This is a genomic window from Acidovorax sp. (genome assembly GCF_034519795.1).
Classification (GTDB): Bacteria; Pseudomonadota; Gammaproteobacteria; order Burkholderiales; family Burkholderiaceae_C; genus Acidovorax.
The window spans coordinates 288,268-314,863 of the sequence record NZ_JAXHOB010000020.1 but is presented as its reverse complement, the minus strand read 5'-3'; the positions used below and the strand labels follow the sequence as shown (position 1 = coordinate 314,863).

The 26,596-nt window shown below is 66.6% G+C and carries 24 protein-coding genes, 1 pseudogene and 1 riboswitch; of the genes and pseudogenes, 8 read left to right on the top strand and 17 right to left on the bottom strand.

Translation table 11 applies throughout. The features are described 5' to 3' along the window. Window positions 1–498, top strand: coding sequence for a 2-amino-4-hydroxy-6-hydroxymethyldihydropteridine diphosphokinase (folK, locus tag U5N23_RS22685; protein ID WP_322595552.1), 498 nt, complete (start codon window positions 1–3; stop codon window positions 496–498). Here folK and U5N23_RS22680 read toward each other — a convergent pair. Then, on the bottom strand, window positions 495–1,232 hold the full coding sequence (locus U5N23_RS22680; protein ID WP_322594987.1) for a TetR/AcrR family transcriptional regulator: 738 nt from the start codon (window positions 1,230–1,232) through the stop codon (window positions 495–497). The genes folK and U5N23_RS22680 overlap by 4 nt on opposite strands. A 118-nt stretch (window positions 1,233–1,350) precedes the next feature. Between U5N23_RS22680 and U5N23_RS22675 the strand changes: the two genes are divergently transcribed. Further along, complete coding sequence (locus tag U5N23_RS22675) at window positions 1,351–2,664, top strand: aspartate aminotransferase family protein (RefSeq protein ID WP_322594986.1); 1,314 nt, start codon at window positions 1,351–1,353, stop codon at window positions 2,662–2,664. 43 nt (window positions 2,665–2,707) lie between these two features. Here U5N23_RS22675 and U5N23_RS22670 read toward each other — a convergent pair whose 3' ends face one another. Next, window positions 2,708–3,691: a tripartite tricarboxylate transporter substrate binding protein gene (locus U5N23_RS22670; protein WP_322594985.1), complete on the bottom strand. Its 984-nt coding sequence runs from the start codon at window positions 3,689–3,691 to the stop codon at window positions 2,708–2,710. Window positions 3,692–3,750: 59 nt separating this feature from the next. Then, window positions 3,751–4,812 carry a CDP-6-deoxy-delta-3,4-glucoseen reductase gene (locus U5N23_RS22665; RefSeq protein ID WP_322594984.1) on the bottom strand — a complete coding sequence of 354 codons (1,062 nt, stop codon included), beginning with the start codon at window positions 4,810–4,812 and terminating at the stop codon, window positions 3,751–3,753. 43 nt (window positions 4,813–4,855) lie between these two features. Here U5N23_RS22665 and U5N23_RS22660 point away from each other — a divergent pair, with 43 nt between their 5' ends. Beyond that, complete coding sequence (locus tag U5N23_RS22660; protein WP_322594983.1) at window positions 4,856–5,803, top strand: SDR family oxidoreductase; 948 nt, start codon at window positions 4,856–4,858, stop codon at window positions 5,801–5,803. A 150-nt stretch (window positions 5,804–5,953) separates the two neighbouring features. On the opposite strand, the gene U5N23_RS22655 is transcribed toward U5N23_RS22660, so the two are convergent. From U5N23_RS22655 to U5N23_RS22630, 6 genes and pseudogenes are all read right to left on the bottom strand, one after another. Continuing rightward, on the bottom strand, window positions 5,954–6,697 hold the full coding sequence (locus tag U5N23_RS22655) for a DUF4124 domain-containing protein (protein ID WP_322594982.1): 744 nt from the start codon (window positions 6,695–6,697) through the stop codon (window positions 5,954–5,956). Between the two features lie 192 nt (window positions 6,698–6,889). Next, complete coding sequence (locus U5N23_RS22650; RefSeq protein WP_322594981.1) at window positions 6,890–7,390, bottom strand: hypothetical protein; 501 nt, start codon at window positions 7,388–7,390, stop codon at window positions 6,890–6,892. 274 nt (window positions 7,391–7,664) lie between these two features. Next, complete coding sequence (locus U5N23_RS22645) at window positions 7,665–8,624, bottom strand: chemotaxis protein (RefSeq protein ID WP_057203486.1); 960 nt, start codon at window positions 8,622–8,624, stop codon at window positions 7,665–7,667. 192 nt (window positions 8,625–8,816) lie between these two features. After that, window positions 8,817–9,011, bottom strand: a pseudogene (locus U5N23_RS22640) (antibiotic biosynthesis monooxygenase family protein); the annotation flags it as partial. Between the two features lie 2,131 nt (window positions 9,012–11,142). Beyond that, a complete protein-coding gene (locus U5N23_RS22635; protein WP_416208652.1) occupies window positions 11,143–11,298 on the bottom strand; it encodes an antibiotic biosynthesis monooxygenase family protein in 156 nt (51 codons plus the stop codon). Between the two features lie 777 nt (window positions 11,299–12,075). Continuing rightward, complete coding sequence (locus U5N23_RS22630) at window positions 12,076–12,978, bottom strand: LysR family transcriptional regulator (RefSeq protein ID WP_322594980.1); 903 nt, start codon at window positions 12,976–12,978, stop codon at window positions 12,076–12,078. A gap of 108 nt (window positions 12,979–13,086) precedes the next feature. Between U5N23_RS22630 and U5N23_RS22625 the strand changes: the two genes are divergently transcribed. After that, window positions 13,087–13,728 (top strand): NAD(P)-dependent oxidoreductase, encoded by a 642-nt coding sequence (locus tag U5N23_RS22625; RefSeq protein ID WP_322594979.1) that lies wholly within the window; start codon window positions 13,087–13,089, stop codon window positions 13,726–13,728. Between the two features lie 27 nt (window positions 13,729–13,755). On the opposite strand, the gene U5N23_RS22620 is transcribed toward U5N23_RS22625, so the two are convergent. Continuing rightward, complete coding sequence (locus U5N23_RS22620) at window positions 13,756–14,424, bottom strand: CPBP family intramembrane glutamic endopeptidase (RefSeq protein ID WP_322594978.1); 669 nt, start codon at window positions 14,422–14,424, stop codon at window positions 13,756–13,758. Window positions 14,425–14,675: 251 nt separating this feature from the next. On the opposite strand from U5N23_RS22620, the gene U5N23_RS22615 reads away from it, so the two are divergent. Continuing rightward, entirely contained in the window at window positions 14,676–15,623 is a 948-nt protein-coding gene (locus tag U5N23_RS22615; RefSeq protein ID WP_322594977.1) for a class I SAM-dependent methyltransferase, read from the top strand. A 6-nt stretch (window positions 15,624–15,629) separates the two neighbouring features. On the opposite strand, the gene U5N23_RS22610 is transcribed toward U5N23_RS22615, so the two are convergent. The 6 genes from U5N23_RS22610 to U5N23_RS22585 all read right to left on the bottom strand — a co-directional run bounded on the left by U5N23_RS22610 (window position 15,630) and on the right by U5N23_RS22585 (window position 22,099). Next, window positions 15,630–15,950: a hypothetical protein gene (locus U5N23_RS22610; protein WP_322594976.1), complete on the bottom strand. Its 321-nt coding sequence runs from the start codon at window positions 15,948–15,950 to the stop codon at window positions 15,630–15,632. A 113-nt stretch (window positions 15,951–16,063) separates the two neighbouring features. Beyond that, window positions 16,064–17,344 carry a TRAP transporter large permease subunit gene (locus U5N23_RS22605; RefSeq protein ID WP_322594975.1) on the bottom strand — a complete coding sequence of 427 codons (1,281 nt, stop codon included), beginning with the start codon at window positions 17,342–17,344 and terminating at the stop codon, window positions 16,064–16,066. Then, entirely contained in the window at window positions 17,341–17,925 is a 585-nt protein-coding gene (locus U5N23_RS22600; protein WP_322594974.1) for a TRAP transporter small permease, read from the bottom strand. The genes U5N23_RS22605 and U5N23_RS22600 overlap by 4 nt, the downstream gene beginning before the upstream one ends. A gap of 38 nt (window positions 17,926–17,963) precedes the next feature. Then, window positions 17,964–19,187 (bottom strand): fumarylacetoacetate hydrolase family protein, encoded by a 1,224-nt coding sequence (locus U5N23_RS22595; protein WP_322594973.1) that lies wholly within the window; start codon window positions 19,185–19,187, stop codon window positions 17,964–17,966. Between the two features lie 51 nt (window positions 19,188–19,238). Next, the gene (locus U5N23_RS22590; protein WP_322594972.1) at window positions 19,239–21,020 is read right to left on the bottom strand and encodes an IlvD/Edd family dehydratase; all 1,782 of its coding nucleotides are present in this window, start codon (window positions 21,018–21,020) and stop codon (window positions 19,239–19,241) included. Between the two features lie 68 nt (window positions 21,021–21,088). Further along, on the bottom strand, window positions 21,089–22,099 hold the full coding sequence (locus tag U5N23_RS22585; protein ID WP_322594971.1) for a TRAP transporter substrate-binding protein: 1,011 nt from the start codon (window positions 22,097–22,099) through the stop codon (window positions 21,089–21,091). A 147-nt stretch (window positions 22,100–22,246) separates the two neighbouring features. Between U5N23_RS22585 and U5N23_RS22580 the strand changes: the two genes are divergently transcribed. From U5N23_RS22580 to U5N23_RS22570, 3 genes are all read left to right on the top strand, one after another. Next, window positions 22,247–23,224 carry a LysR family transcriptional regulator gene (locus U5N23_RS22580; RefSeq protein ID WP_322594970.1) on the top strand — a complete coding sequence of 326 codons (978 nt, stop codon included), beginning with the start codon at window positions 22,247–22,249 and terminating at the stop codon, window positions 23,222–23,224. 123 nt (window positions 23,225–23,347) lie between these two features. After that, entirely contained in the window at window positions 23,348–23,833 is a 486-nt protein-coding gene (locus U5N23_RS22575; protein WP_322594969.1) for a hypothetical protein, read from the top strand. Window positions 23,834–23,917: 84 nt separating this feature from the next. Continuing rightward, window positions 23,918–24,115, top strand: a riboswitch (FMN riboswitch). A gap of 186 nt (window positions 24,116–24,301) precedes the next feature. Continuing rightward, window positions 24,302–24,799, top strand: a complete 498-nt coding sequence (locus U5N23_RS22570) for a 6,7-dimethyl-8-ribityllumazine synthase (RefSeq protein WP_322594968.1) — start codon at window positions 24,302–24,304, stop codon at window positions 24,797–24,799. A gap of 36 nt (window positions 24,800–24,835) precedes the next feature. Here U5N23_RS22570 and U5N23_RS22565 read toward each other — a convergent pair whose 3' ends face one another. After that, window positions 24,836–26,425: a methyl-accepting chemotaxis protein gene (locus U5N23_RS22565; protein ID WP_322594967.1), complete on the bottom strand. Its 1,590-nt coding sequence runs from the start codon at window positions 26,423–26,425 to the stop codon at window positions 24,836–24,838. Between the last annotated feature and the right edge of the window lie 171 nt (window positions 26,426–26,596).

Below are 26,596 nucleotides of genomic sequence, written 5' to 3'. Positions count from 1 at the left end.
ATGGCCGTGGTAGCGGCCTTCATCGGCCTGGGTGCCAACCTCGGTGACCGGGGCGCCGCGCTGCAGCAAGCGCTGGCCTCCCTGGCCACCCTGCCGCAGACGCAGGTGCGCCAGGTGTCTTCGCTGTACCGCAGCGCGCCGGTGGATGCCGATGGCCCCGACTACCTGAATGCCGTGGCCGAGCTGGCCACCGGGCTGTCGCCCACGGCCCTGCTGCAGGCCCTGCAGGCCATCGAAGTGGCGGCGGGCCGGGAGCGCCTGTACCGCAACGCGCCGCGCACGCTGGACCTGGACATCCTGCTCTATGGCGGCGAGACCATCACCTCGCCCGATCTCACCGTGCCGCACCCGCGCATGGGGGAGCGGGCCTTCGTGCTGCTGCCCTTGTCCGAGCTGGCGCCCGAGCACGTTACGCCAGGCCAGTTGGCGGCAGTGGCCGGCCAGCGCATCGAGCGCACCGACACCCTGCTCTGGCCGGTGGCAAGCGCCAGCAGCTAATCCGCCTGGGGCAGCCGAGCGGCCAGCCCCTGCACCACCACCTCCGTCCAGGCATCGAAGCCTGCATCCAGCGGGTGCGTGCTGCCGCTGCTCCAGCGCACCACGAAGGCGCGGTTGGCCATCTGCGGCAGGTGGCGCGCCAGGGTGGGGCAGGCCGTGGCGTCGATCTGTGCCAGCCGCGCCTGGTGGCTTGCGGCCCAGCCATCGGGGTCGTCCTCGGGCTGCGGCGCAAGTTCCAGGGTCACGAAGCTGACCATGGCGGCGATCACCACGTTGTAGGCATCGAACAGGCCCTGGTCCGCGAAGCCGGCCGATTCCAGCAGCGCCAGGATGCTCTCCAGCAGCAGCGGGTCCAGGCTGGCGTTGGAGACCAGCTGCGCACCGAGCACCGGGGCGATGCGCGGGTGCCGTTGCACGGCCCGCCGGTAGCGTGCGAACAGGGCGCGCAGCTCGGCTTGCCAGTCGCCTGCTGCGTCAGGGGGTTCCAGCGCGCCCACCGCGGCCGTCACCGCTCCGGCGATCAGCGCATTGCGGCCCCCGGGCACATGCCAGTACAGCGCCGTGGGGTACACGCCGAGCGAGCGGGCCAGGTCGCGCACGCTGAAGGCCTCCACCCCGCGCTGGTCGATGAGCGTGAGGGCAGCGGCCAGCACGCTCTCGCGCGACAGGGGCGTGGCCGCAGCGTCGGCGGCGGTGTCGGCGGAAACAGGGGCTTTGGTGCGGGCGCGGGGCATGGGGAACAAGGGCGATGGCAGTGGCTGGATTGTCGGGCATCCGGCTGCGCTGAACGCCGCCCCTTGCCAGATCGCCTCCTGGGATCCATAATTTATTGTACACCGTACAGGAGATCGCATGAGCGCCACCCAGACCCCCTTGGACCACGCCCTTTTCGAGGCGGTGGAGACCTACCGCGCCCGCAATCCGCGCAGCGCCGCCCTGCTGGCCGAAGCGGAAACGGCGCTGCCTGGCGGCAACACCCGCAGCGTGCTGTTCCACGGACCCTTCCCGCTCAGCATGGCGCGCGGGGAGGGCTGCAGGGTGTGGGATGCCGATGGCCACGAATACATCGATGCGCTGGGCGAGTTCACGGCGGGGCTCTACGGCCACTCGCACCCGGTCATCATGGGCGCCATCCAGGAGGCGCTGGCTGGCGGCATCAACCTCTCGTCCCACACGGCGCGCGAGGGGCTGCTGGCGCACGAGATCCGGCGGCGCTTTCCGTCCATGGAGCTGCTGCGCTTTGCCAATTCGGGCACCGAGGCCAATCTGCTGGCCCTGGCCGCCGCCAAGGCCCACACGGGGCGCAGCAAGGTGATCGTGTTCGATGGTGCCTACCACGGCGGCGTGCTCACCTTCGCGGGCGGGGGCTCACCGATGAATGTGCCGCACGATTTCGTGCTGGCGCGCTACAACGATGCCGACAGCGTGCGCGCGCTGGTGGCCACGCACGGGGCAGACATCGCCGCCATCCTGGTCGAGCCCATGCTTGGGGCTGGGGGCTGCATCCCTGGCGAGCCGGCATTCCTGCAGGCGCTGCGTGATCTGGCCGACGATTGCGGTGCGCTGCTGGTGTTCGACGAGGTCATGACCTCGCGCCTGTCCTTCGGTGGGCGCCAGGCGCTGCTGTCCATCCGGCCGGACCTCACCACGGCGGGCAAGTACCTTGGGGGCGGCATGTCGTTCGGGGTGTTCGGCGGGCGCCGCGACGTGATGGAGCGCTTCGACCCGCGCCGCCCCGATGCGCTGGCCCACGCCGGCACGTTCAACAACAACGTGCTCACCATGGCCGCTGGCCATGCGGGCCTCACGCAGGTGCTCACCGCCCAGGTGGTTCAGGCGCTCAACCAGCGCGGCGAGCAGCTGCGCGCGCGCTTCAACGCCGTGCTGGCCGGCCACGGTGTGGACATGGCCTTTACCGGCACCGGCTCGCTGATGGCGTTGCACGCCACGGCTGCGCCCGTGCGCTCCCCCGCCGACCTGCAGGTCACCGACGGGCGCGCCAAGGACCTGGTGTTCTTCGGCCTGCTGGAAGAGGGCGTGTTCATGGCCCGGCGCGGCCTGATCGCGCTGTCGCTGCCCGTGGGTGACGCCGAATGCGATGCCCTGGTGGCCGCGCTGGAGGCCGTGGTGGCAAGGCAGCGCAGCGTGCTGCCGGCCCGGGCATGAAAAAGCGCCCCGGAGGGCGCTGAAGAAGGGGGCGGTGGGACGGTCAGTCGACCTTTGCCCCAGAGGCCTTCACCACCTGCTGGTACTTGGCGCGCTCGCTGGCCATGAAGGACTCGAACTGCGCCGGCGTGGTGGGCACGGGCTCGGCCAGCAGCAGGCCGAAGCGGGTCTTGGTCTCGGGCGCATTCAGGGCCGCGACGAAGGCCTTGTTGAGCTTGTCGATCACCGGCTTGGGCGTGGCCGCAGGGGCCACCAGGCCCCACCAGGTGTCGATGGAAAAGCCCTTGAAGGTGTCCGACAGCGGGGGCACGCCCGGCAGCGAGGGGCTGGCGGCCAGCGAGGTCACGGCCAGGGCCTTGAGCTTGCCGGCACGGATATTGGGGGCCGCAGCGGCCAGGTTGTCGATGTTGAAATCCACCTCGCCGGCCAACAGGGCCAACTGCGCCGGGTTGGCGCCGCGGTAGGGGATGTGCAGCGCGAAGATGCCGGCGCGCTGCTTGAACATCTCGCCCGCCAGGTGGCCGGCGCTGCCGTTGCCGCCGCTGCCGTAGTTGAGCTTGGCCGGGTTGGCCTTGGCATAGGCGATCAGGTCCGCCAGGGTGTTGATCTTGAGCTGCTCGGCCTTGGCGGCGTTGATCACCAGTACATTGGGCACGCGCACCATCTGCGTGATGCCGGCGAAGTCCTTGCCCGCGTCGTAGGGCATGCGGCTGTACAGCCAGGGGTTCACCGCGTGCGTGGCGGTGGCCGCGATGCCGATGGTCAGGCCGTCCGGCGCCGCCTTGGCGATCGCGTCGGCACCGATGTTGCCGCCAGCACCGCCCTTGTTGTCGATGATCACCGTGCCCAGCGAGTCGCGCACCCGCTCGGCCAGCGCGCGCGCCGTCACGTCGATGGGGCCGCCCGGTGCATAGGGCACGATCAGGCGGATCGGCTGGCCCGAATCCTGGGCCATCGCGGCGTGTGGAAGGGCAGCGGCCATGACGGCGGCGCTGGCGAGTAGGGTGGTGAGGTTTCTGCGGTTCATGGCGCCATTGTGCAAAAAATGGAGTGCCCACTCCAAAAAGAACGGTCTTGCCGGCGATGTCAGCCGTGCTTGTCGGCCTCGGAGGTGAAGGCGTCGGCAAAGAACTCCTCGGGCGGCAGGCCGCGCTGGGCGCTGTAGGCGTCGCGTGCCGACTCGACCACGATGGGGGCGCCGCAGGCATAGACCTGGTGGCCCGAGAGGTCGGCGAAATCGTCCATCACGGCCTGGTGCACGAAGCCCGTGCGGCCCGTCCAGCCGTCTTCGGGCTGCGCGTCGGAGACCACGGGCACGTAGCGCAGGTTGGGCATCTCGGCCACGCGCTCCTGCACCCAATCGGCCATGTACAGGTCCTGCGGGCGGCGGCCGCCCCAGTAGAGCACCGTGGGCCGGGTGCTGCCCTTGAACTGCAGGTGCTCGATCAGTGCCTTGGTGGGTGCAAAGCCCGTGCCCGAGGCGAGCAGCACGATGGGCTTGTCCGAGTCCTCGCGCAGGAAGAAGCTGCCGAACGGGCCTTCCACGCGCAGGATTTCCTTTTCCTTCATGGCACCGAACACGTGGTCGGTGAAGCGCCCGCCCGCCATGTGGCGGATGTGCAGCTCCACTCCCGGCGCATCGCCCTGGGTGTGCGGTGCATTGGCCATGGAGTATGCGCGGCGCGCGCCATCGCGCAGGATGAACTCGATGTACTGCCCCGCGTGGTAGCGGAAGGTGTCGGCCGCCGGCAGCTGCAGGCGCAGCTGCATCACGTCGTGCGACTTCTTGGTGAGGGTGGATACGCGCACCGGCATCTTCTTGACCGGGTAGGCGCTCTCGTCCGTCACCTGGCGTGATTCGAGCACCACGTCGGTCAGGGGCTTGGCGCAGCAGGTCAGCACGAAGCCTGCGGCCTCCTCGTCGGCCGAGAGCGCCTTGGACTGGTGGTTGGCGTGGAACACCGCGCCGCTCAGTTTCTTGCACTTGCAGGAGCCGCAGGCTCCGTCCTTGCAGCCATAGGGCAGCCCCACGCCGCTGCGGATGGCGGCGGCCAGGATGGACTCATCGCCCTGTGCGGCAAAGGCGCGGCCGCTGGGCTGCACGGAAATCTGGAAACTGGTCGCGGGGGCCGCCTCGGCGCTGGTCATGTTGTGGGTATCCTTGGAACTTGTCTTCTTCGCGGACCCGATTTTGCCCTCAAACCAAAGCCCCCTTGGCGCCCTGCCGGCGCGCTTTCGCCGTGAACGCCTGCTGATCGTTGGCTGTGGCGACGTGGGCCAGCGCGTGGTGCGCCAGTTGCAGACGCCCGGCGCCACGGCCCCGCGCCTGCGCGTGCTGGCGCTCACCTCCAGCCCCACCCGGGTCGACGACCTGCGCGCGCGGGGTATCACCCCCCTGCTGGGCAACCTGGACGATGCGGCCAGCCTGCGCCGCCTGTCGGGCGTGGCCACCCGGGTGATGCACCTGGCCCCGCCCCCGGGCGAAGGCGCCGGCGGCGCTGCCTGGTGGCGCGATCCGCGCACCGTGGCGCTGGCGCGCGCGCTGCGGCTGCGCAGCCAGCCGGTTTCGATGGTGTATGCCTCCACCAGCGGCGTGTATGGCGACTGCCAGGGCGCGCTGGTGCCAGAGACGCGGGCCCTGGCCCCCGCCACCCCGCGCGCGCAGCGCCGCGTGAATGCCGAGCGCGCCGTGCGCCACCTGGGCCGTGCGGGCGTGCGGGCCAGCATCCTGCGCATTCCCGGCATCTACGCCCCCGACCGCGCAGGCGGCACGCCCGAGGCGCGGCTGCGCAAGGGCACGCCGGTGCTGGTGGCCGAAGATGACGTGTACACCAACCACATCCACGCCGACGACCTGGCCCGTGCCTGCCTGCGTGCATTGTGGAAGGGGCGCGCGCAGCGCATCTACAACGTCAGCGACCAAAGCCACATCAAGATGGGCGACTATTTCGACCTGGCGGCCGACCTGTATGGCCTGCCGCGCCCGCCGCGCCTGCCGCGCAGCACGGCGCAGACCGAGCTGCCGGTGGTGTTGCTGAGCTTCATGAGCGAATCGCGCCGGCTGGACAACCGGCGCATGCTGCAGGAATTGGGCCTGCGCCTGCGCTACCCCAGCGTGGTGGAGGGCTTGCGCAGCTGACGCACCGGGCAGAGCCCGGCGTCTGCTTGCGTGTGCGTCGCCACAGGCACCATTGCGCAGCCTGTGAGCCAGCGGCCCGCGCCGGGCCTGCCCATGGCATCCGTGGCGCCGCAATTCACCCCGTGGAGCGTGCGCCGGGCCGGCACCGGTTCAGCAGGGCGCCTGCCCGCCGTTCGAGCGGCACACACCACCCTGGCCCGGGAAGCGCCCGGGACCGTTGCGTGGGTAGGTGTTGCCCTGGTTGTCGGTGCAGCGGTAGTCCGAGCACTGCGTAAGCCGTGGCGGGGGCCGCTGGGGCGTGGTGGGAAAGGGCTGGGGGAAGACCGCAGGGGGTGGGTAAGGCGCGGGGTAGCCGATGCCGTAACGCGGCGGCACGACCACCACGCGGGGCTGGGCGGCGCGGGCACGCTCTATTTCGGCATAGCCCTGCGGGCCCAGGCAATCGAGGTCCATCTGCCGCTGGGCGGCTTCCAGGCGCTGCCCGTGCTCCTGCGTGGAGCGGGGGCCTTCGCCGGCCAGCAGGTCGTAGTTGCGGCGCGAGCGCGCGCACTCGGGCGAACGGGCATAGTCCTGCGGCAATGGGGCGTTGGCGGCGCGTTCACGACGCTGTTCGGCCGCACGCCGAGCCTCAGCCTCGGCTGCATCGTTGTCCGCCTGCTGGCGCTGCTGCTTGCGCTCCAGCGCCTCGGCGGAAAGTTGCCGGTCGAGCAGTATCTCCTGCGGCGTACGGCGAGGCTCCACCTCGCGGGCCGCCTCGCTGCTGCTGCACGTGCCATCGGTGTACGTGACCTTGCCTGTGCGCGCGTCAGTGCAACGCGTGACCTGGGCCTGCGCGCCAACGCACCATCCCGCGAGAACAAGGCCGCAGATCGTGGGTAGGTGGGCGCGGATCATGGCATCTGGTCGCCGAAGGCCGCTGGCCACTCAGAGGCCGAGAGTTTTCTGACCGTGCCCGAAAGGCGCACCACAACGCCCTGAATCCAGGCGCAGAGCGCAGCCATGGCGCGGGCTCTGGCGAGCACTTGCCACGACGAGCCTGGGTGCTTTGGCGTGCGAGGCGGGCATGGTCGAAAGGCTCTCAGCCTCTCAGGGCTTGTCGGGGTTGTTTGAAAATTGGCGGGCACGCCAGTCGCCAGGTGCCGGGCCAGGGGCGTACTGCATAGGCGGGCGGGCGCGATCGGCGGCTGCGCGCCTGTCACGCTCGGCCTGCTCGCGGCGCGCCTGCTCCTGGTTGGCCTGGTTGCGGCGTTCCTGGTCACGGCGGGCGTTGTCGCGATCACGGTCCCGGTCGCGGCGTTCGCGCTCGGCCTGGTCGCGCCATTGCTGCTGTGCGCGCTCGCGTTCACGTTCGCGCGCCCAGTCGCGCTCGTCGCGGCGGTTGCCGTAGTACACCGCTGGCGGCGGTGCCACGTACACGGGAGGCGCCGAGCGGTAGACCGGCGGCGCGTCATAGATGATGGTCGACGAGCTTGGCGGGTAGTAGGTGGGGGCGGGTGCGTAGTACGGATCACCCGGTACCGTGGCACAGCCAGTCAGCACGGCGCCCAGGACCGTGGCGGAAAGAACGCGGGCAATGGTATGTGTCATGTGGATTCAGACTCCCGGCGCACGAGGCGCGTTCCGCGTTGCAGGTAAAGCCCCGGAAAACAACACCATGAAGGTGTTACATCCCGAAGGCGGCTTGCAACTTGACGTTTGAGCCCTGTGTTTGGTTGACCGGCACCCAGTGTGCCGCAGACGCGCACGCAGCGATAGCCCTTGCAGGTAGGCCAAATGCCATTGGGTGGGTAGGTGCGTGACATCGTTCACGCCGATGGCAGGGCACCCTACAGGTACCTGCCACCTGCAGAGCGTTAGCTTCTTACTTGGGCAGCACGCGGCGAATGGTCTCCGCCAGGTCTTCCGCCACGAACTTGGCCACGTAGCCATCGGCGCCCACGCTGCGTACATGGTCTTCGTTGGCCGAGCCCGACAGCGAGGAATGGATGACCACCGGCAGGCCGTGGAAGCGCGCATCCTGTTTGATGTTGCGGGTCAGCGTGAAGCCGTCCATCTCGGGCATTTCCAGGTCGGTCAGCACCATGGCCACACGGTCCAGCACGGTCTTGCCTTCGGCCTCGGCGCTCTTGGCGATCGCGTTCAGGCGGTCCCAGGCCTCCTTGCCGGACTTCACCATCTCGTAGGGCGCGTGCAGCACCTTGAGCTCCTGCTCGATGAGCGAGCGCGCCACGAAGGAGTCGTCCGCCGCCAGGATGATGGAGCCGGGCTTGAGCTTGAGCTTGGCGCCCACCTTCTCTTCGGTGACTTCGTGGCCGTCCGAGGGCGAGACCATCTGCAGGATGGCTTCCACGTCCAGCACCTGGGCCAGGCGCGACTCGTCGGTGTTGCCGTCCAGGCGGGCGATGCTGGTCACCAGCTTGCCGGCGGCGCCGCTGGTTTCGGCCGAAAGCACCTGCTTCCAGTCCAGTCGCACGATGTCTTCCACCGATTCCACGGCAAAGGCCTGGGTGGTGCGTGCGTATTCGGTCACCAGCATGATGTTCAGGCCCGTCTGGGGCTTGCAGCCCACGATGGAGGGCAGGTCCAGCACGGGGATCACCTGGCCGCGCAGGTTGACCACGCCCAGCGAGTGGGCCGTGGTGCCGGCGATGGGGGTGATGCTGGGCATGGCCACGATCTCGCGGATCTTGAACACATTGATGCCGAAGAGTTCGGACTTGCCCAGGGCACTGTCGGTGCCCAGGCGAAACAGCAGCAGCTCGAACTTGTTGGTGCTGGTGAGGTTGGTCCGCTCGTCGATGTCCTGCTGCACTGCTTTCATGGGGATGTCCTTTGCGCGGATACGCGCGTTTACAAATTCTAGGATCAGAACGGTGTGCGCAGCACGTTAAATTGTCAGGTCGTACCCGAATGGGGTCTGCCCGCACCCCAACGTCGCGGCGCCGAGACATCTGCCCACGCACGCCCCATGCCAGCCCCCGCCCGGCGGGGCGCAGAGGCTCCCTGCATTGTGCTACAGGCCTGCCACTGGGCCGCAGTGCAGTACGGCGGGGAAAGGGTTATAGAAGTGGTGCAGCAAGGCTTTCCACTCCTGGTACAGCGCGGATTGGCGAAAACCCACCTCGTGGTCCTCCAGTGTGGCCCAGCGCACCAGCAGCACATAGTCGTCTGGCCGCTCGATCCAGCGGCTAATATTTAAATTTAAAAAATAAAAAACAAACACTAAAAACAAAAAAAAAAAAAAAAAAAAAAAAAAAACAGAAAAAAAAAAAAATAAAAAAAAAAAAACACCCCAAAACAAAAAAACAAAACCAACACAAACCCAAACAAAACAAAAAAACACAAAATCACAAAAAAACACAACAAAACAAAAAAAAAAAAAAAAGAGAAAACCAACACAAACAAAAAAAAAACAAAAAAAGGATAAAATAAAAAAAGAAGAAAAAAAAAAAAAAAAAAAAAAAGAAGAAGAGGAAAGGGGAAGAAGGCAGAAACAAGAAAAAAAGAAAAAAGAAAAAAACAAGAAAAAACGGGAAAACGGGGAAAGCAAGAACAAACAAAAACAACCAACACCCCGGCGGGAGTACAATAGGAAGACCCAGCGAAAACAACAACCCAAACATAAAACAACACACCCCCACAGAAAAAAAAACCAACAACAAAATAAACAAAAAAAAAAACAAAAATAAAAACCCAACCAAACACCACCAACAACACAACCAACACCAACAAAAATACACACACCCCCACCCCCACAACCAACCACCCACCCACAAACCACACAAAAACAAAACAAACAAAAACCCCAAAACACCACCCCCCCCCCACCCACCACAACACCCCCCCCACCCCACCAACACCTACCGCACTACCAACAAATCAACCCATCAACACAAAACAACCAAACACACCACAAAACCACCACCACCTCACCACCCCCCCACCAACAACCAACCCACAATAAAGACGACACAGACTAGCCCCAATACGCCCCCACCGCATGTGAAAAAAAATACACACACCCACCACCAACCAGGGGCGGTAAAATCGGGCTAAGGGAACCCAACCCACTTAAACACACACGGACGAAGCGGAAGACGCCCCCCAAAAAAATACCATAATTAACTAGACCCCCACCAAAGGCCCAGCCCTTCCGAAAAAAACTAGACTCGAGAGAAACCACCCAACAACACCACCGCACCAATCACACCCCCCACCACCCCCTCCATCCTCCCCCACCCACAACAAAAAAATACCATAAAAACACCATCTCAAAAACACAAACAAAAACAAAGACCCACCTCCTCTCTTACCCAACGCACCGCACTCTCCCAGACAGGTACCCGCCCCCCCCCCCCCCTAAAAAAAAACATTACATCAACCCCGAACAAACCCGCCTTTCCCCCCTAATGAGACAAGCCGAATTTCCGGCCCTTTGAATCACCTGGAAACCCCAGACTCAATGCCACCGCCACACCTAAAAGGCCACCATGGCAACACCCACGTCCTCCGAAGAGATATTTTGGAAAAGGGAGGCGACCCAAACACCCCGAATCCAATACTCAACACACACAGCTCACACGTCCGCTCGCCCCTCTGCCTTCTCCCCCCTCCCTCCCCCCCCCTCCCGCTAAAGCCACTGCGACCGTAGAAATAGAGAGGATTGATGGTACCGGCCCGCGCTGCAAATTTCAAATTACTAATCAGTCATATATCCTACTCAACCCACCCCAACAATAACATCAAAATATCTAACCACCCAACAAGACGCTACTACATCCTCCCCCCTCGTCCTCTCCCTCAACAAATTCACTTCACTCTCTTCCTCCTCTCCTCTTCTCTATCTTTGTATGGATAGACACCCTCACCCCTCCCCTACCCTACCATTTTTCATTCATTTCACTCCCTCCGCACCATTACAGAATCCACCACCCCCACGATCGCGTTGGACGTCTCTTTTCTACTACGATCTACATCACCACTACCGACTGCCGACTGCCTTCTAACTTCTCCTCAACCCACGCCCCCGCCCCCCGGCCCCTGGATGTCGGGTTGGGGGTTCTTTGTATTTAATAAAATAATGTTGTTCGCCCCACCCCTCACAGCATTGTGATCTTCTATATTATTTTCTTCCGTCAAATGGGGCCACCCACAACGGCCATTGGATATTCGCACCGGGATTGGGTGGGAATACGCATAACATTTTTTAAAATCCATTTCCAAACCTTAAGGCGCCAAGGGACGAGCTGCTGTCGCTTTGTCTTCGATGGTCGTGAGTGACATGTCTGCTGAGGGCGATCAACAACAAGGTGCCGCCGCCAGTTGACTGTCCATTTGTTTCACAGGTCGTCGTTGCTGCCGAAATTTATGAGTAGCACTCCGTCCGACTGGTAGCCCTGCATCGAGGCGATGATGCGCTGGGCCTGGGCAAAGGCCTGCTCGAAGGCGCCGGTCTGGCCGGGGCGGATGGTGAGTTGGGCGATTTCCAGGATCATCGGGTGGCCTGCTGGGTTGGTACAGCCCTGGTTGTACCGCACCCCCCCCCCCCGGATGCCCCCCCCCCCCCCCCCCCCCCCCCCCCCCCCCCCCTCTCCCCCCCCCCCCCCCCCCCCCCCCCCCCCCCTCCCCCCCCCCCCCCCCCTCCTCTCTCCCCCCCCCCCCCCCGCGGGCTCTCTCCCCCCCCCCCCCCCTCTCGCTCGTCACCTCATACGGACCGGCCTTTAACCGTGTAAGCTTCCGTTCGGTTCGCCTTGCCGTGCTGACAAACGCAGGACTCGTCTGCGGCTCCCGTCTCAGCCCCCCCCCCCCCCCCCCCCCCCCCCCCCCCCCCCCCCCCCCCCCCCCCCCCCCCCCCCCCCCCCCCCCCCCCCCCACCCTCTTTTTCCCCCCCCCCCCCCCCTCCCCCCCCCCCCCTTCTCTTGGTGTGGATATACTTTCTCCCCCCCCCCCCCACCCCCCCCCCCCCCCCCTCCCGCATATCCATCACACCCCCCCCCTCCCCCCCCCCCCCCCCCTTCTCGCCGCCCCCCCCCCGGTCTTGTTAGTGCCCCACACCCCCACCCCCCCCCCCCCCCCCCCCCCCCCCCCGCCCCCCCCCCCCCGCAAAAACCCACCACCCCCCCCTATAGGGGGGGCCGGGGGGGGCCGGGTTGAGCCTCCACCAAAAGCCCCCAAAGGAAAAAAAAACCCGCAACTGTAGGCAGGCCCCAGCCTTCGCACAACGATGGAATTTATGGTCTGCACCGATAAAAAATCGATGGATCGCCGAATCTTCAGTCCAGCATGCCGGGCACCTGGCGCAGGTAGGCATGCAGCGCCGCGATCGCCTGGCGCACCTTGGCGGGCTGGGCATCGCGCTGGGGCGTCACGGCCCAGACATCGAGCGTGCCCAGCTCCCACTGCGGCAGCAGCCGCACCAGGCGGCCTGACTGCAGTGCGCCGTGCACGTCGCTGCTGCCCAGCATGGCCACGCCCAGGCCGGCCTCGCACATCTGCTGCAGCGACAGCTGGTTGTTGCTGGCGATGCGCGGCTCCATGCGCAGCGCGCGCGCCTCGCCCTGGGCGTTGCGCAGCTCGGCGAACATGGCCTCGCCGTCGCGCACCAGCCCGAGCCAGCTGTGCGACAGCAGCGCATCGGGGTGCGCAGGCATGCCGTGCCGCGCCACCCAGTCGGCCGAGGCGCACAGGTAGACGTTCATCGCGCACAGGCGCCGTGCCGCCCAGCTCGAATCCTGCAGCCGGCCGAAGCGCACGGCCAGGTCGATGCGCGCGTTGATCAGGTCGATGGGCGCGTCGTCCACCAGCAGGCGCAGACGCAGGGCCGGGTTGGCCGCCAGCATCTCGCCCAGGGCCGGCGCAATGTGGCGCGCAAACCCCACCGTGGCCGACAGGCGCAGTTCGCCGCTCGGTGCATCGCGCGAGGCCGCCAGCTCGGCGCGCGCCTGGTCGGCTGCCGCGCACATCGCCGCACAGCGCGCGTGGTAGCGCTGGCCGGCCTCGGTCAGCGCCAGCTGGCGCGTGGACCGGTGCAGCAAGGTCACGCCGCCATCGCTTTCGAGCTTGCGCACCTGCTGGCTCACCGCCGAGGTGCTCATCCCGAGGGCGCGCGCGGCGCCGCTCATCGAGCCCTGCTGCACCACGGCGGCGAACACGGCCATGCGCTTTAAATCGTCCATGGGGCTTTCGTGAAGCTGTGCTTCAAGGTGAAGGCGATTTTTGGCATCTACCGCCTTGTTTGACAAGCCCCTATTCTCACTGCATCGACTTCAACCCAAGGAAATGACATGAACATCGCATTGATCGGCGCCACCGGCTTCGTCGGCTCGGCCGTGCTCGAAGAACTGCTGCGCCGCCAGCACCAGGTGACCGCACTGGCCCGCAACCCCGGCAAACTGGCTGCGCGCGACGGCCTCACCGTGGTGCAGGCCGATGCCCAGGACGCCGCCCAGGTCGCCAAGGCCGTGGCCGGCCACGACGCCGTGGTCAACGCCTACAACCCCGGCTGGACCGTGCCCGACATCCACGACCAGTTCCTCGTCGGCACGCGCGCCATCTATGCAGGCGTCAAGCAGGCCGGCGTCAAGCGCCTGCTCGTGGTGGGCGGCGCGGGCAGTCTGTTCGTGGCACCCGGCGTGCAACTGGTGGATACGCCCAACTTCCCCGCCGAATACAAGGCAGGCGCCTTGGCCGCACGCGAGGCGCTGAACCTGATCCGCAGCGAAACCACGCTGGACTGGACCTTCCTGTCGCCCCCCATCCTGCTGGCCCCCGGCGAGCGCACCGGCCAATACCGCCTGGGCACCGATGCACCGCTGATGAACGGCCAAGCCCCCGGCGGCATCAGCGTGGCCGACTTGGCCGTGGCCATCGCCGACGAACTGGAGAGTCCGCGCCATGTGCAGCAGCGCTTCACCGTGGCGAGTTGAGTCCGCTGCGCTCCGCAGGACCTGGGGTCAGGCAAGTAACGCCAGGTCCACCATGCTGTGGCCGAACACCACCGGCCACAGCGTTCTCCAGCGGAAGAACCAGGCACAGAGCACCAGGTGGGCGAAGAACGCTGCGACCACGAGGTGGCTGCCTTGCTCCCAGTGGGCCGACGCGAAGATGGCCGACACGGCCAGCACGAACCATCGCGGCGAGGGCCTTGGGCGGCAACTGGCGTACAGCAGCCAGGGCAGTCCGATGAAGAAGATGCTTTCCACCAGCCCCGCGCTGATGGCTGCATAGGCGCGGGCGGCCGCCCCGGCCAGGCCATTCGGAAACATCTGCACCAACGGCAAGGAGCTTGCCGGTGGCCTGAGCACCGTCCACGCCAGGTTGCGCGCCACGAGAAATGCCAGGCCTGCCGTCACGAAGACCGCCAGCGCCCGCCATGCCAGGCTTTGCCAATCCATGGCCGGAGCGGCCAGGCCATAGTGGCTGGGTCGCAGCGAGGCCGCGCGCGCAAGCAGCCACAACAAAGCCGTGGGCAGGACCACCCATTGGCACAGATCCGCCATCCAGAACAGGTGCATGCCCCCTTGGGCGAGCGTGGGCAGGTACAGGCCATTGGCTTGCCAGACAGCCAGAATGGGAAGCAGGGCGCAGGCAACGACCCGCTGCTGGCGCTTATCGATGGGCATTGGGGGGGCCGACGGTGGTGGCAAGGGTTTCTCCGGCAGAGGCTGTGCCAAGGGTGTGGAAGATGCGCCTCGGCGCCACTCGCAAAGTCGCAGGTACGATCCAGGACACCATGTCATGTTCATGCCTTTTGGCAGGCGGGGCCGCCAATGCCGCAAGCCTTTCGTGAACAAAGTCGCGCTGTGCATACACTCCCTGTTGCCGGCTGCATGTGCGTCCTGCCCCCTTCCAGATTTCGTAGATCCCCGCTCCCATGCAAGCCCTGTTGACCGCCATCGCCACGATGGCCCCCCTGCCCGCCGACGCCCAGCGCGTGTTCCATGGCCGCGGCGGCCTGCACCCGGGCTGCGAGCACTGGGTGCTGGACGTGTTTCCGCCCGTGTGGGTGCTCACCAGCTTCCAGCCGGTGGCCGAGGAGGAACTGGACACCATCGGCGCCGCCCTGGTCGCGCGCTGGGAGCAACTGCACCCCGGCGAGCTGCTGAACTGGGTCTTTCAGACCCGGCACGAGGGCCGCAGCGAAACCCGGCTGATGGCTGGCAGCGTGCCCGACCCGCATGTCGTCACCGAGCAGGGCGCCCGCTACCGCGTGCACGTGGCCCGGGGCCAGAACCATGGCCTGTTCCTCGACATGGCCGAAGGCCGCCGCTGGGTGCGCGACTACGCCGCCGCGCGCAGCACCGACCGCTACGGCCTCAAGGTGCTCAACCTGTTCGCCTACACCTGCGCCTTCTCGGTGGTGGCCCTGCAGGCCGGTGCCAAACAGGTGGTCAACGTGGACATGGCCCAGGGAGCCATCGCCATCGGCCAGCAGAACCACCAGCTCAACGGCCTCACCACCGGCGCGAGCTTCCTCGCGCACGACATCTTCTCCACCTGGGGCAAGATCACGCGCGGCGGGCCCTACGGCCTGGTGATCGTGGACCCGCCGAGCTTTCAGCGCGGCAGTTTCGTCGCTACCAAGGACTATGCGCGCCTCATGCGCCGCCTGCCGGACCTGCTGGCCCCGGGAGGGCATGCGCTGCTGTGCCTGAACGCGCCCGAACTGGGCCTGGCCTTTTTGCAGGACCAGATGCGCGAGATCGCACCGGAGCTGGAATTTGTCGAGCGCGTGGCGAATCCGGCGGTGTTCGCCGATGTGTCGCAGGAGCGCTCGCTCAAGGTGCTGGCGTACCGGCTGCCCGCACTGGAGCCGGTGTGACCCAGTCTACCGGCTGGCCCGTTGATGGCGCTCCTTGAGCTTCGCCACCTCCTTCACCTGCAGCCGGAAGGCCTCCACGGCGTCCCTGGATTCCGCGTCCCAGGTGTCGGTCTTCATGTGCTGCAGCACGGCCAGGAGTGCGTCGCTCAACTGCCCGATCTGGCGGCCATAGCTGCCCACGTCTTCGATGATCTTCTGCTCCAGCGCGGGGTCTGAGGATTTGCCCATGTTGATGTTGATCAGGCCCACCTGGCCCATCGTCATCTTCGTCCAGTACTGGAAGGCCTGGTTCACGGGGCCGGACAAGGGCATGTAGAAATCGGGCATGGCGCATATCTCCAGGTGGGTTGGCTGCGGCAGAAGAAGGGATTGCACGCCAAAAGCCGCTCCCGATCCAGAAAATTCTGGCGATCTCCTGCCCCGGAGCACGCGCCTGCGGGTCAGCCCGTGAGCCAGCGCAGCGGCGCCAGCACCGTCTGCGGAAACAGCACCATGATGAGCAGCACGGCGAACTGGGCCGCCATGAAGGGCAGCACGCCCCGGGTCACCTCGTCCATCTTCATGCGCCCCACGCCCGCCACCACGTTCAGGATGGTGCCCACCGGCGGGGTGACCAGGCCGATCGAGTTGTTGATGATGAACAGCACGCCGAAGTAGATCGGGTCGATCCCGGCGGCCTTGATGACGGGCATCAGCACCGGGGTGAGGATCAGGATGGTGGGCGTCATGTCCATCGCGGTGCCCACCAGCATCACCAGCACCATGATGGCGATCAGCAGCAGCGTCTGGTTGCCCATCAGGGGCTTGAGCAGCTCGACCATCTGGGCCGGCAGGTTGGCCACCGTGATCAGCCAGGAGGACACCATGGCCGCAGCCACGAGGAACATCACCACGGCGGTGGTCTTGGCGGCGGTGGTGAAGATCGGCAGCAGGGCGGACAGCGGCAGCTCGCGGTAGATCACGCTGGCCACGAACAGCGAGTACACGGCCGCCACCACGGCGGCTTCGGTGGGCGTGAAGACCCCCATGCGCAGCCCCACCAGGATGAACACCGGCAGCGTCAGGGCCCAGACCGATTCGCGAGCGGCGCGCCAGAGCTCGGCGGTGCTCTTTTTCTCGGGCAGGGCCAGCACCTCCTTGCGCCCCACCCACCACCAGGTGACCGCCAGGCCCAGGCCGATCATGATGCCGGGGAAGATGCCGGCGATGAACAGCTTGCTGATGGAGACGTTGGCGGCCACACCGAAGATCACGAAGCCGATGCTCGGCGGGATGATGGGCCCGATGACGCCCGAGGCCGCGATCAGCCCGCCCGACACCTCCTTCTTGTGCCCGGCCTTGACCATCATGGGCAGCAGCAGTGCCGTCAAGGCCGCAGCGTCGGCCACGGCCGAGCCCGACAGCGAGGACAGCAGGCATGCCGCCAGGATCACCACATACCCGAGGCCGCCCTTGACGTGCCCGACCAGCGCCAGCGCGAAGTTCACGATGCGCTGCGACAGGCCGCCCACGTTCATGATCTCGCCCGCCAGCATGAAGAAGGGCACGGCCAGCAGCGGAAAGCTGTCCGCACCGTTGATGAAGTTCTGCGCCAGGATCTGGGAGTCGAACAGATCCAGGTGCCACATCAGGCCGACGCCTGAGGCCAGCAGCGCATAGGCGATGGGGATGCCCAGGGCCATGGCGCCGAGCAGGCCGCCGAGAAAAATCAGCACGGTCATGGTCTTGTCTCCGGTTTTCCGGGGGCGGCGTTTTCGCGTGCGAGTTCGGCCTGCAAGGCCTCCAGCTCGGCCTGCTCTTCGGACTCCTTGACCATCACCAGTTCGGCCTCGCTGAGCTTGCCGGCCAGCACGCGCAGCAACTGCAGCGCCAGCAGAAAGCCTGCGCACACCGAGAACACCACGCCCGAGGCATAAAAGAAGGCCATCGAAGCCCCGGTGACCGGCGCCTCCACATCCCAGTTGATCTTCATCTGCTTGTAGCTGCCTTCGAAGAAAAGCCAGGTGATGTAGAGCATCAGCACCTGCCCGATCACCATGCAGACCTTCTTGCCCCTCACGGGCAGCCGGGACACCAGCATGTCCGTGCCCAGATGGGCGTTCTCCTTGATGGCGGCCACCGCACCCAGGAAGGTGATCCAGATGAAGAGCCAGCGCGAAAGCTCTTCGCTGACCGTGATGCCGGAGTTGAAAACGTAGCGCAGCACCACGTTGCCGAAGACCAGCACCACCATGGCGGCCAGCGCCAGCGCGATGATCAGGTTGAGGGCCCGGACGTACCGGTCGATGAAGCGGTCGAGCATGTGTTGATTGCCTCCTGGGTGGCGGAACCAGCGGCTCCTCAGAGCACCGCGTTGTGCAGCAGGCCGCGCGCGGCCAGGTTGGCGATGAAGGCCCTCAGGCCGAAGCGCCAGGGCGCTGCCGTCTCGCTGTGGGTCACGGTGTTGTGCAGGGCGCCGAGCCAGGCGCTGTGGATGGTGACCACGTCGCCCAGCTTGTGGGTGAAGCCGCCGCCGGGCTGGTCGCGGTCCTCGATGGGGGCGAACAGGGTGCCCAGGAACAGCATGAAGCCATCGGGGTACTGGTGCGCGGCCAGGGTCTGGGCCACGAGGTCGACCGGGTCGCGGCTGATGCTGGCCATGGTGTTGATGCCGCGCAGCTCGAAGCCGTCCGCACCCGCCACGCGCAGGTGCACGGTCTCGCTGCGCACCTGGTCCAGGCCGAAGCTGGCATCGAACAGGCGGATGAAGGGGCCGATGGCGCAGGAGGCGTTGTTGTCCTTGGCCTTGCCCAGCAGCAGCGCGCTGCGGCCTTCGATGTCGCGCAGGTTGACGTCGTTGCCCAGGGTGGCGCCGACGATGTCGCCACGGCTGTTCACAGCCAGCACCACCTCGGGCTCGGGGTTGTTCCAGGCCGAGTCGGCGCGGATGCCGATCTCCTCGCCCGTGCCCACCGAGGCCAGCACGGGGGCCTTGGTGAAGACCTCGGCATCGGGGCCGATGCCCACTTCGAGGTACTGGGACCACAGGCCCTTGTGCTGCAGCAGGGCCTTCAAGGCCATGGCCTGCTCCGAGCCCGGGCGGATGTCGGCCAGGCTGTCGCCGATCAGGCCGATCACCTGGCTGCGCAGGCCCTGGGCGCGGCTGGCGTCGCCCCGTGCCTGCTCTTCGATCACCCGTTCGATCAGGCTCGCCGCGAAGGTCACGCCAGCGGCCTTGACCACCTGCAGGTCGCAGGGCGCCAGCAGCCAGGGGCGTGCCGTATCACGTTGCCCGTGCATGCCGGGCTGGCTGTTGGCCAGCAGCTCCAGCACGCTGCACAGGTAGCGGCCCGGGGCCGCCTGCGCCGCCTCGGCGGGCCGGGGCGTGTCCAGCAGGGTGCTCATGGTGGGGTAGTGCTGGCTCAGGTCGTAGACGCCATCGGCGCGCAGCACCACCACGGCGGGCCCGGGCGGGCTGCCATCGACCCAGGCGCGGCCCACCAGGGTGCCGGCCAGGCCGTCGTCGGGCAGGATATGGGCGTGCGTCGCCGCACCGGCCACGGCGGCCGCTGTTGTGTCACTCATCGGGAAGTCCTTGAAAGTTCGAGATCGGTGCCAACCCGCCCCGGGGGCCGGTCAGTGGTTGTGGCGCGGGGTGTTTTCTGAGATGCGGCGGTAATCGAGGGCAAAGTCGAGCGTGGCGCCATCGACCAGTTGGCCGGTCTTCTCGCGGTACAGCGCCTCCCAGGGCGACTGGCTTTTGGGCACTGGGGGCGCCGGCAGCTCGCGGCGGCGGCGTGCGATCTCTTCGGGCGCCACCAGCGCATCGCAGCGGCCGGCCGAGAGGTCGATGCGCAGGGTGTCGCCGCTCTGCAGCCAGCACAGGCCGCCGCCGACCGCGCTTTCGGGCGAGGCGTTGAGGATCGAGGGGCTGTCGGCCGTGCCCGACTGGCGGCCATCCCCCAGGGTGGGCAAGGTGGTGATGCCGCGGCGGATCAGGGCGTCGGGCGGCTGCATGTTGACCACCTCGGCCGAGCCCGGCCAGCCGATGGGGCCGGCACCGCGCATCACCAGGATGCAGCCTTCGTCGATGCCCAGCGCCGGATCGTTGATGCGCGCGTGGTAGTCGTCGGCACCGTCGAACACGACGGCGCGCGCCTCGAAGATGCCTTCTGCCCCGGGCCGGCTCAGGTAGCGCTGGCGAAACGCCTCGGAAATCACCGAGGTCTTCATGATCCCGAAGTCGAACAGATTGCCCTGGAGCACCAGGAAGCCGGCCTTGTGCATCAAGGGCGCCGCAAAAGGGAAGATCACCTCGCGGTCGCGCGTCTCGCGGCCCTGCAGGTTGTCGGCCACGGTCTTGCCGGTCACGCTCAGGCAATCGCCACGCAGGCGCCCGGCCTGCTGCAGCTCCCACATCAACGCCGGCACGCCCCCGGCGCGAAAGAAGCGCTCGCCCAGGAACTTGCCGGCCGGCTGCATGTTGAGCAGCAGGGGCAGGTCATAGGCGTGCTCGGTCCAGTCCTCTGCGCGCAGGTCCACGCCGGCATGCCGCGCCATCGCCATGATGTGCACCTGCGCATTGCTCGATCCGCCCGCCACGCTGACCACCGACAGCGCATTGAGAAAGCTGTCGCGGTCCAGGATGCGCGAGGGCCGCAGGTCCTCGAAGGCCATCTCGACGATGCGCCGCCCGGTCTCGTAGGCCATCTGGCCGCGTTCGCGGTAGGGCGCGGGGATGGCGGCACAGCCCGGCAGCGACAGGCCCAGGGCCTCGGCCACCGCGTTCATGGTGGAGGCCGTGCCCATGGTGTTGCAGTGGCCGGCCGACGGGGCGCTGCTGCAGGCGCGCTGCAGAAATTCCTCTTCGCCGATCTCACCCGCCGCCAGCTGGCGCCGGCTGCGCCAGATCACGGTGCCCGAGCCCACCAGCTCGCCATCGTGCCAGCCGTCCAGCATGGGGCCACCCGAGAGCACGATGGCCGGGATGTCCACGGTGGAGGCCGCCATGATGCCGGCCGGCGTGGTCTTGTCGCAGCCCGTGGTCAGCACCACGGCGTCGATGGGGTAGCCGTACAGGATCTCCACCAGGCCCAGGTAGGCCAGGTTGCGGTCCAGCGCGGCCGTGGGGCGGCGGCAGTTCTCGAAGATCGGGTGCACCGGGAACTCCATCGGAATCCCGCCGGCATCGCGGATGCCATCGCGCACGCGCCGCGCCAGGTCCACATGGATGCGGTTGCAGGGCGACAGGTCGCTGCCGGTCTGCGCAATGCCGATGATGGGCCGGCCCGAGCGCAGTTCCTCGGGCGTGAGCCCGTAGTTCATGAAGCGTTCGAGGTAGAGCGCGGTCATGTCCGAGCGCTCGGGGTCGGCGAACCATTCGCGCGAGCGAAACGGGCGGACGGGTTTCTTGTCCATGGGGTGGCTTCTGAAAAAGGGGAGAAGGGCTGTCGCGCTGGCGCGGGGCAGAGCCCGCGCCAGCCGGATCACTTGGCGGTGCCGCGCACCTTGGCCAGCTCGGCGTTCAGCTCACCGGTGGTCTCTTCCCCGAACTCCTTGCCGTACTTGGCCAGCACCGGCTGCAGCTTGGCGCGCATGCGGGCCTGCTCGGCGGGCGACAGCTCGGTCACCTGCATGCCCACCTTCTTGAGCTCTCCCAGGGCCTTGTCGCTGAAGGCGCGGATGGTCTTGCGCTCGAACAGCGTGGCCTCGCGGGCTGCCTCCTGCACGATCTTCTGCTCCTGGGCCGACAGCCCGTCCCAGGCCTTCTTGGACATCAGCAGCACCCAGGCGCTGTACATGTGGCGCGACAGCACCAGGTGCTTTTGTACCTCGTAGAACTTGCTCGACAGGATGGTGGCGGGCGGGTTCTCCTGGCCATCCACGGCGGCCTGCTCCATCGCCGAATACAGCTCGGTGAAGGGCATGGGCGTGGCGTTGGCCCCGAGGGCGTTGAAGGTGTCCAGGAACAGAGGGCTCTGGATCACGCGCAGCTTCAGCCCGGCCAGGTCATCGGCCTTGGTGATCGGGCGGCGTGAATTGGTGACGTGGCGAAAGCCGTTCTCCCAGAAGCCCAGACCCACCAGGCCTTTTTCCGGCAGCTTGGCCAGCAGCTTCTGGCCGAAGGGGCCATCGAGCACGGCATCGGCTTCCTGTTCGGTGTTGAAGGTCAGGGGCAGGTTCAGCACGCCGAAGGGCTTGATCAGCGACATCAGGGTCGAGCTATCGGGAATCGTCATCTCCAGGGTGCCGCCGCGCAGTGCCGAGGTCATGGTCACGTCGTTGCCCAGCGACCCGCTCGCATACAGCCTGGCCACCAGCTTGCCACCACTCTTGGCCGACAGCTGCTCGGCAAAGTGCTTGACGGCCAGCGCCTGCGGGTGGTCATCGTTCAGGCCGATGCCCACCTTGAACACGTGTTCCTTGATCTGTGCAGAAACCGGAGTGGCCAGGGCGGCCAGGATCGTGGCCGCCAGGGCCAGTGCTTTGAACTTCATGAATGTCTCCAAATATGGAATGGCTGGACACGGTGGGCTGCCCCATCGGCGCCATCAGGTCTCTGACGGACCCTCCTGAACGCAAGGCAGAGATTAGGTTTTGGGCCTTGCCGGGTCCACTCACTTTTTTGCTAGCATCCATTCCAAATGCTTATGACTTCAGGCCCGTTTCCGGGTAAACCCCTGTCCCTGGCCCAGGCCTGCGCGAGGCTGCGTTTTCGGCACCTGCAGTTTCTGGACATCCTGGGCCAGACGCGCAACCTGCGCCTGACGGCCGAGCAGATGCACATCACCCAGCCGGCGGCCACCAAGATCCTGATGGACATCGAGGAAATCCTCGAATCGCGCCTGTTCGAGCGCCTGTCGCGCGGCATGCGGCCCAATGAACTGGGCCTGTTCACCTTGCGCTATGCCGCCTCCTCGCTGGCCGGGCACCGCAAATTCGTGGAAGAGTTCAATGCGCTCAAGCAAGGCGGGCACGGTCACCTCACCATAGGCGCCATCACAGGGTCTGCTGCGCACGTGCTGATCGCGTCCGTGGCCGAGATACAGCGCCTGCGCCCGCTGCTGGTGCTCAAGGTGCTGGAGCAGAGCAGCGACCAGCTCGTCGCCTGGCTGGCGGAGCGCAAGATCGATCTCATGATCGGCCGCTTCACCGACGACGCGCAGCGAACGCAGTTCCAGTACGAGCGCCTGTCCAGCGAGCCGCTGCAGGTCGTGGCGGGCGTGCACCACCCGCTGCGCGGCGCGCGCGACCTGGGCATGGCGGAGCTGTCCCACTGGCCCTGGATCCTGTACCCCGCATCCACCGCCTTGCGCAAGGTGTCCGACGACATCTTCGGGCGCAACGGGCTGGCACTCGCTTCGGGGGTGGTCGAAACCCCTTCTTTCCTGTTCGCGCTGGAGATGATGCAGGCGACCGACATGCTCTCGCTGCAGCCCTCGGCCCTGGTGGAGCGCTACATCCACAAGGGGCTGCTGGCGCGCATCCCGGTGGAGCTGCCGGACCGCATGCCGGACTACGGCCTCATCACGCGGCTGGGCGAGCCGCCCCCGCCGGCCGCGCAGGCCTTCATCGAGGTACTGCGCGCGGTGGCGGCCCCGCCCACCGAGGCTGCACCGTGAGCGAGCCGCCTGTAGTGCCTCAGGCGCTCCATCGATAACAAAAGGTTATTCGAAAATAGACGCTGCCATTGGCCAGTATGCTCTGCGCCCTTTCTCTCATTGAATCCTTGCGGGACCTCCCCCATGCCAGACGACCAGGACATCCCCGAACCCATCAACGAGCCCCGCCTGTGGAGCGACGAGCGCTGGATGGCGCGCGTCATCAAGAACGAGGACGACGATGGCTGGGCCGTGTCCATGACCCTGCACGGCGAGGCCGAGCCCGCGCTGGTGGGCCCCTGGACCATGGGGCGCGACAAGAAAAACCCCAAGCCGCTCGACGTCTCGGCCTTCAACACCCTGGTGAAGACCGCCAGCGAGGTGCTGCGCCGGCACGAGCAGCAACTGCACGCCCAACTCAACAAGAACCTGGCCATCACCACGGCGCAGGGCCAGCGCCTGCGCGTGGCGCTGGCCATCGTGCCCGACGAGGAGGGCGCCACGGCCACGCTGAGCGCGCAGGACGAGCTGGGCGAAGAGCTGGCGCGTGTGCCCGTGTCGCCGGGCTTCAAGCTCACCGTGGCCAGCGCCACGGCCTGGGTGGAAGGCGGTTTTGAAAAGCCGCGCTGAGACCAGGCTGGTCTTGCAGGCGACTGCAAGAGTGCGGGTTTTTCCCTAGAATAGCGCTGCCGGGCAGAAAAGCTTTCCGCCCGGCAGCGTTCTCAGGGCGGGGTGCAATTCCCCACCGGCGGTATCTGTGCAGTCTTGGGCCATCCGGGGCCGCGCAGCAGCCCGCGAGCGCCCGTGGCAACTGGCCGGTGCATCTTCGGATGCATGGCAGGAGCGGCGGGGTCAGCAGATCTGGTGCGATGCCAGAGCCGACGGTCACAGTCCGGATGAAAGAGATCGCGAAACCATGGGCCCCTGCCGCCGGTGTGGGCGCCCGCGTGGGCAGGCTGCCGCCGCTGGGCGTGGCCGGTTTTCGGACCGGCGACGCCATAGGGCCGGCCGTCTCGCGCGTGCGCCTTGCCGTGGGCAGCCGCCTTGTTCGCGCGCGCCCTGATTCTGGTAATCCTTTTCTTTCGTACGAGAAAATCCATGAATCAGCCTCTCCCTCCCCATGCAGTCACGGCCATTGCCGGCAGCGGTGCCCCGCGCGGCGAACGCGTTGCGGTGATCTGCGCCAGCTGGCACCGGGACATCGTCCACCAGGCCCGCGATGCGGCCGTGGCGGAATTCGGCCGCAATGGCCTGGCGGCCGACCAGGTCGAGCATTTCGACGTGCCCGGCGCATTCGAGATTCCGCTTTTGGCCAAGAAGCTCGCGCAAACCGGGCGCTACGATGCCATTGTGGCCTGCGCCCTGGTGGTCAATGGCGGCATCTACCGCCACGAGTTCGTGACCACCGCCGTCATCGATGGCCTGATGCGCGTGCAGCTCGACACCGAGGTGCCCGTGATGAGCGCCGTGCTCACCCCGCGCGACTTCCATGAGCACGAAGAGCATGTGCGCTTCTTCCGCGAGCACTTCGTGAAGAAGGGCACGGAAGTGGCCCAGGCCTGCCTGGCCACCATGGCGCACCTGCGCGCCTACTGACAGCGGGCTAAAACCAGCAGTAGCGCCTCGCGTTCTTCATGCCGCTGCGAGGCGGGGCACCCGACCTGCGCTGGCGGAGGGGCGGGCGACCTGGTCGCCGCCTTGCAGCCGGAACACGGCCACCGCGTCCACCAGTTGCTGCGCCTGCACCTTCAGACTGTCGGCGGCCGCAGCGCTTTCTTCCACCAGGGCCGCGTTCTGCTGCGTGGCCTGGTCCATCTGCGTGATGGCCTCGCCCACCTGCGATACGCCCAGGCTCTGCTCGGTGCTGGCCGCACTGATCTCGCCCACGATGTCCGTCACGCGGCGGATCGCTGCCACCACCTCGGTCATGGTGGCGCCGGCCTTGTCGACCAGGCTCGTGCCCTGCTCGACCCGCTCCACGCTGGCATGGATCAGGCTCTTGATCTCCTTGGCCGCCTCGGCACTGCGCCCGGCCAGGCTGCGCACCTCGCTGGCCACCACGGCAAAGCCGCGGCCCTGCTCGCCCGCGCGCGCGGCTTCCACGGCGGCGTTGAGCGCGAGGATGTTGGTCTGGAAGGCGATGCCGTCGATCACGCTGATGATGTCGGCGATCTTCTTGCTGCTGTCGTTGATGCCCTTCATGGTCTTGACCACCTCCGAGACCACATCGCCGCCCTGCACCGCCACGGTGGAGGCATTGAGCGCCAGCTGGTTGGCCTGGCGGGCGTTGTCGGCGTTGGCCTGCACGGTGGAGTTGAGTTCCTCCATCGAGGCCGAGGTTTCTTCGAGCGCGCTGGCCTGTTGTTCGGTGCGGGCCGACAGGTCGTTGTTGCCCTGCGCGATCTCGGCACTGGCCAGGGCCACGCTGTCGGCGTTGGTGCGCACGTTGCTCACCACGTTCGACAGGCTGCCCTGCATGGCGTGCAGGGCGTTGAGCAATTGCGCGATCTCGTCCCGGCCACGCACCTCGGTGGCCACCGTGAGGTCGCCGCCCGCCACGGCCTGCGACACCAGCACGGCATTGCCCAGCGGCTGCGTCACCGTGCGGCTGAACACGATGGCGCCGGCGATGCCCGTGGCACACACCACCAGCATCACGGCCAGGCTGATGGTGGTGGCGCGCTGTGCCGTGGCAGCGGCGCGGTCGGCCACCTCGCCGCTGGCCTTGCCGATCAACTCGCCCGCCTGGTCGAGCAACTGCGAGGGCTCCCGGTCCATGCCCTGCACGGCCTTGTCGCCGGCTTCCACGTCCTGCCCTGCGGCCTTGAAGGCCTCGAAGCCCTTGCGGTAGGCCGCACCCATGCGCTCATGGGCCTGCACGAACTTCGCCACACGCTCGCGCCCCTCGCCCGGGGGCAGGGCGGCCAGCAGCTTCCGGGCCTGGTCGCCGACGGACTTTTCCTGCTTCTCGAACGCTGCCCAGTAGCGCGTGAGCTGGGCCGGGTCCTTGCCGCGGATCAGCACGTTCTTCCATTCCTGCACCTGCACCTTGAAGCCATTGAGCACATCCGACGCCATGCGTTCGTGCTGGAAGCTTTGCGCCACGGTGGTTTCGTAGGTGTCCAGGGCCTGGTTCAGGCGGCTGATGCCGAACATGGCCGCTGCAAACAGCAGCAACAGCGACGCGGTAAAGGCCAGGGGGAGCTTGAGGCTGAGCTTCATGACGGGACTCCTTGGATTCCACAGATCACCGCAGCAATGGCAGAGGGACGCCAAGGCGCTCCACTGCATTATGGGCGTTGTAAATGTTTGTGTACGGCTTTTTGTGGCGCGGTCGGTGCACGCCAATGGCCTTCAGAAATGAAAAAGGCCTGGCTTGCAAGGCCAGGCCCG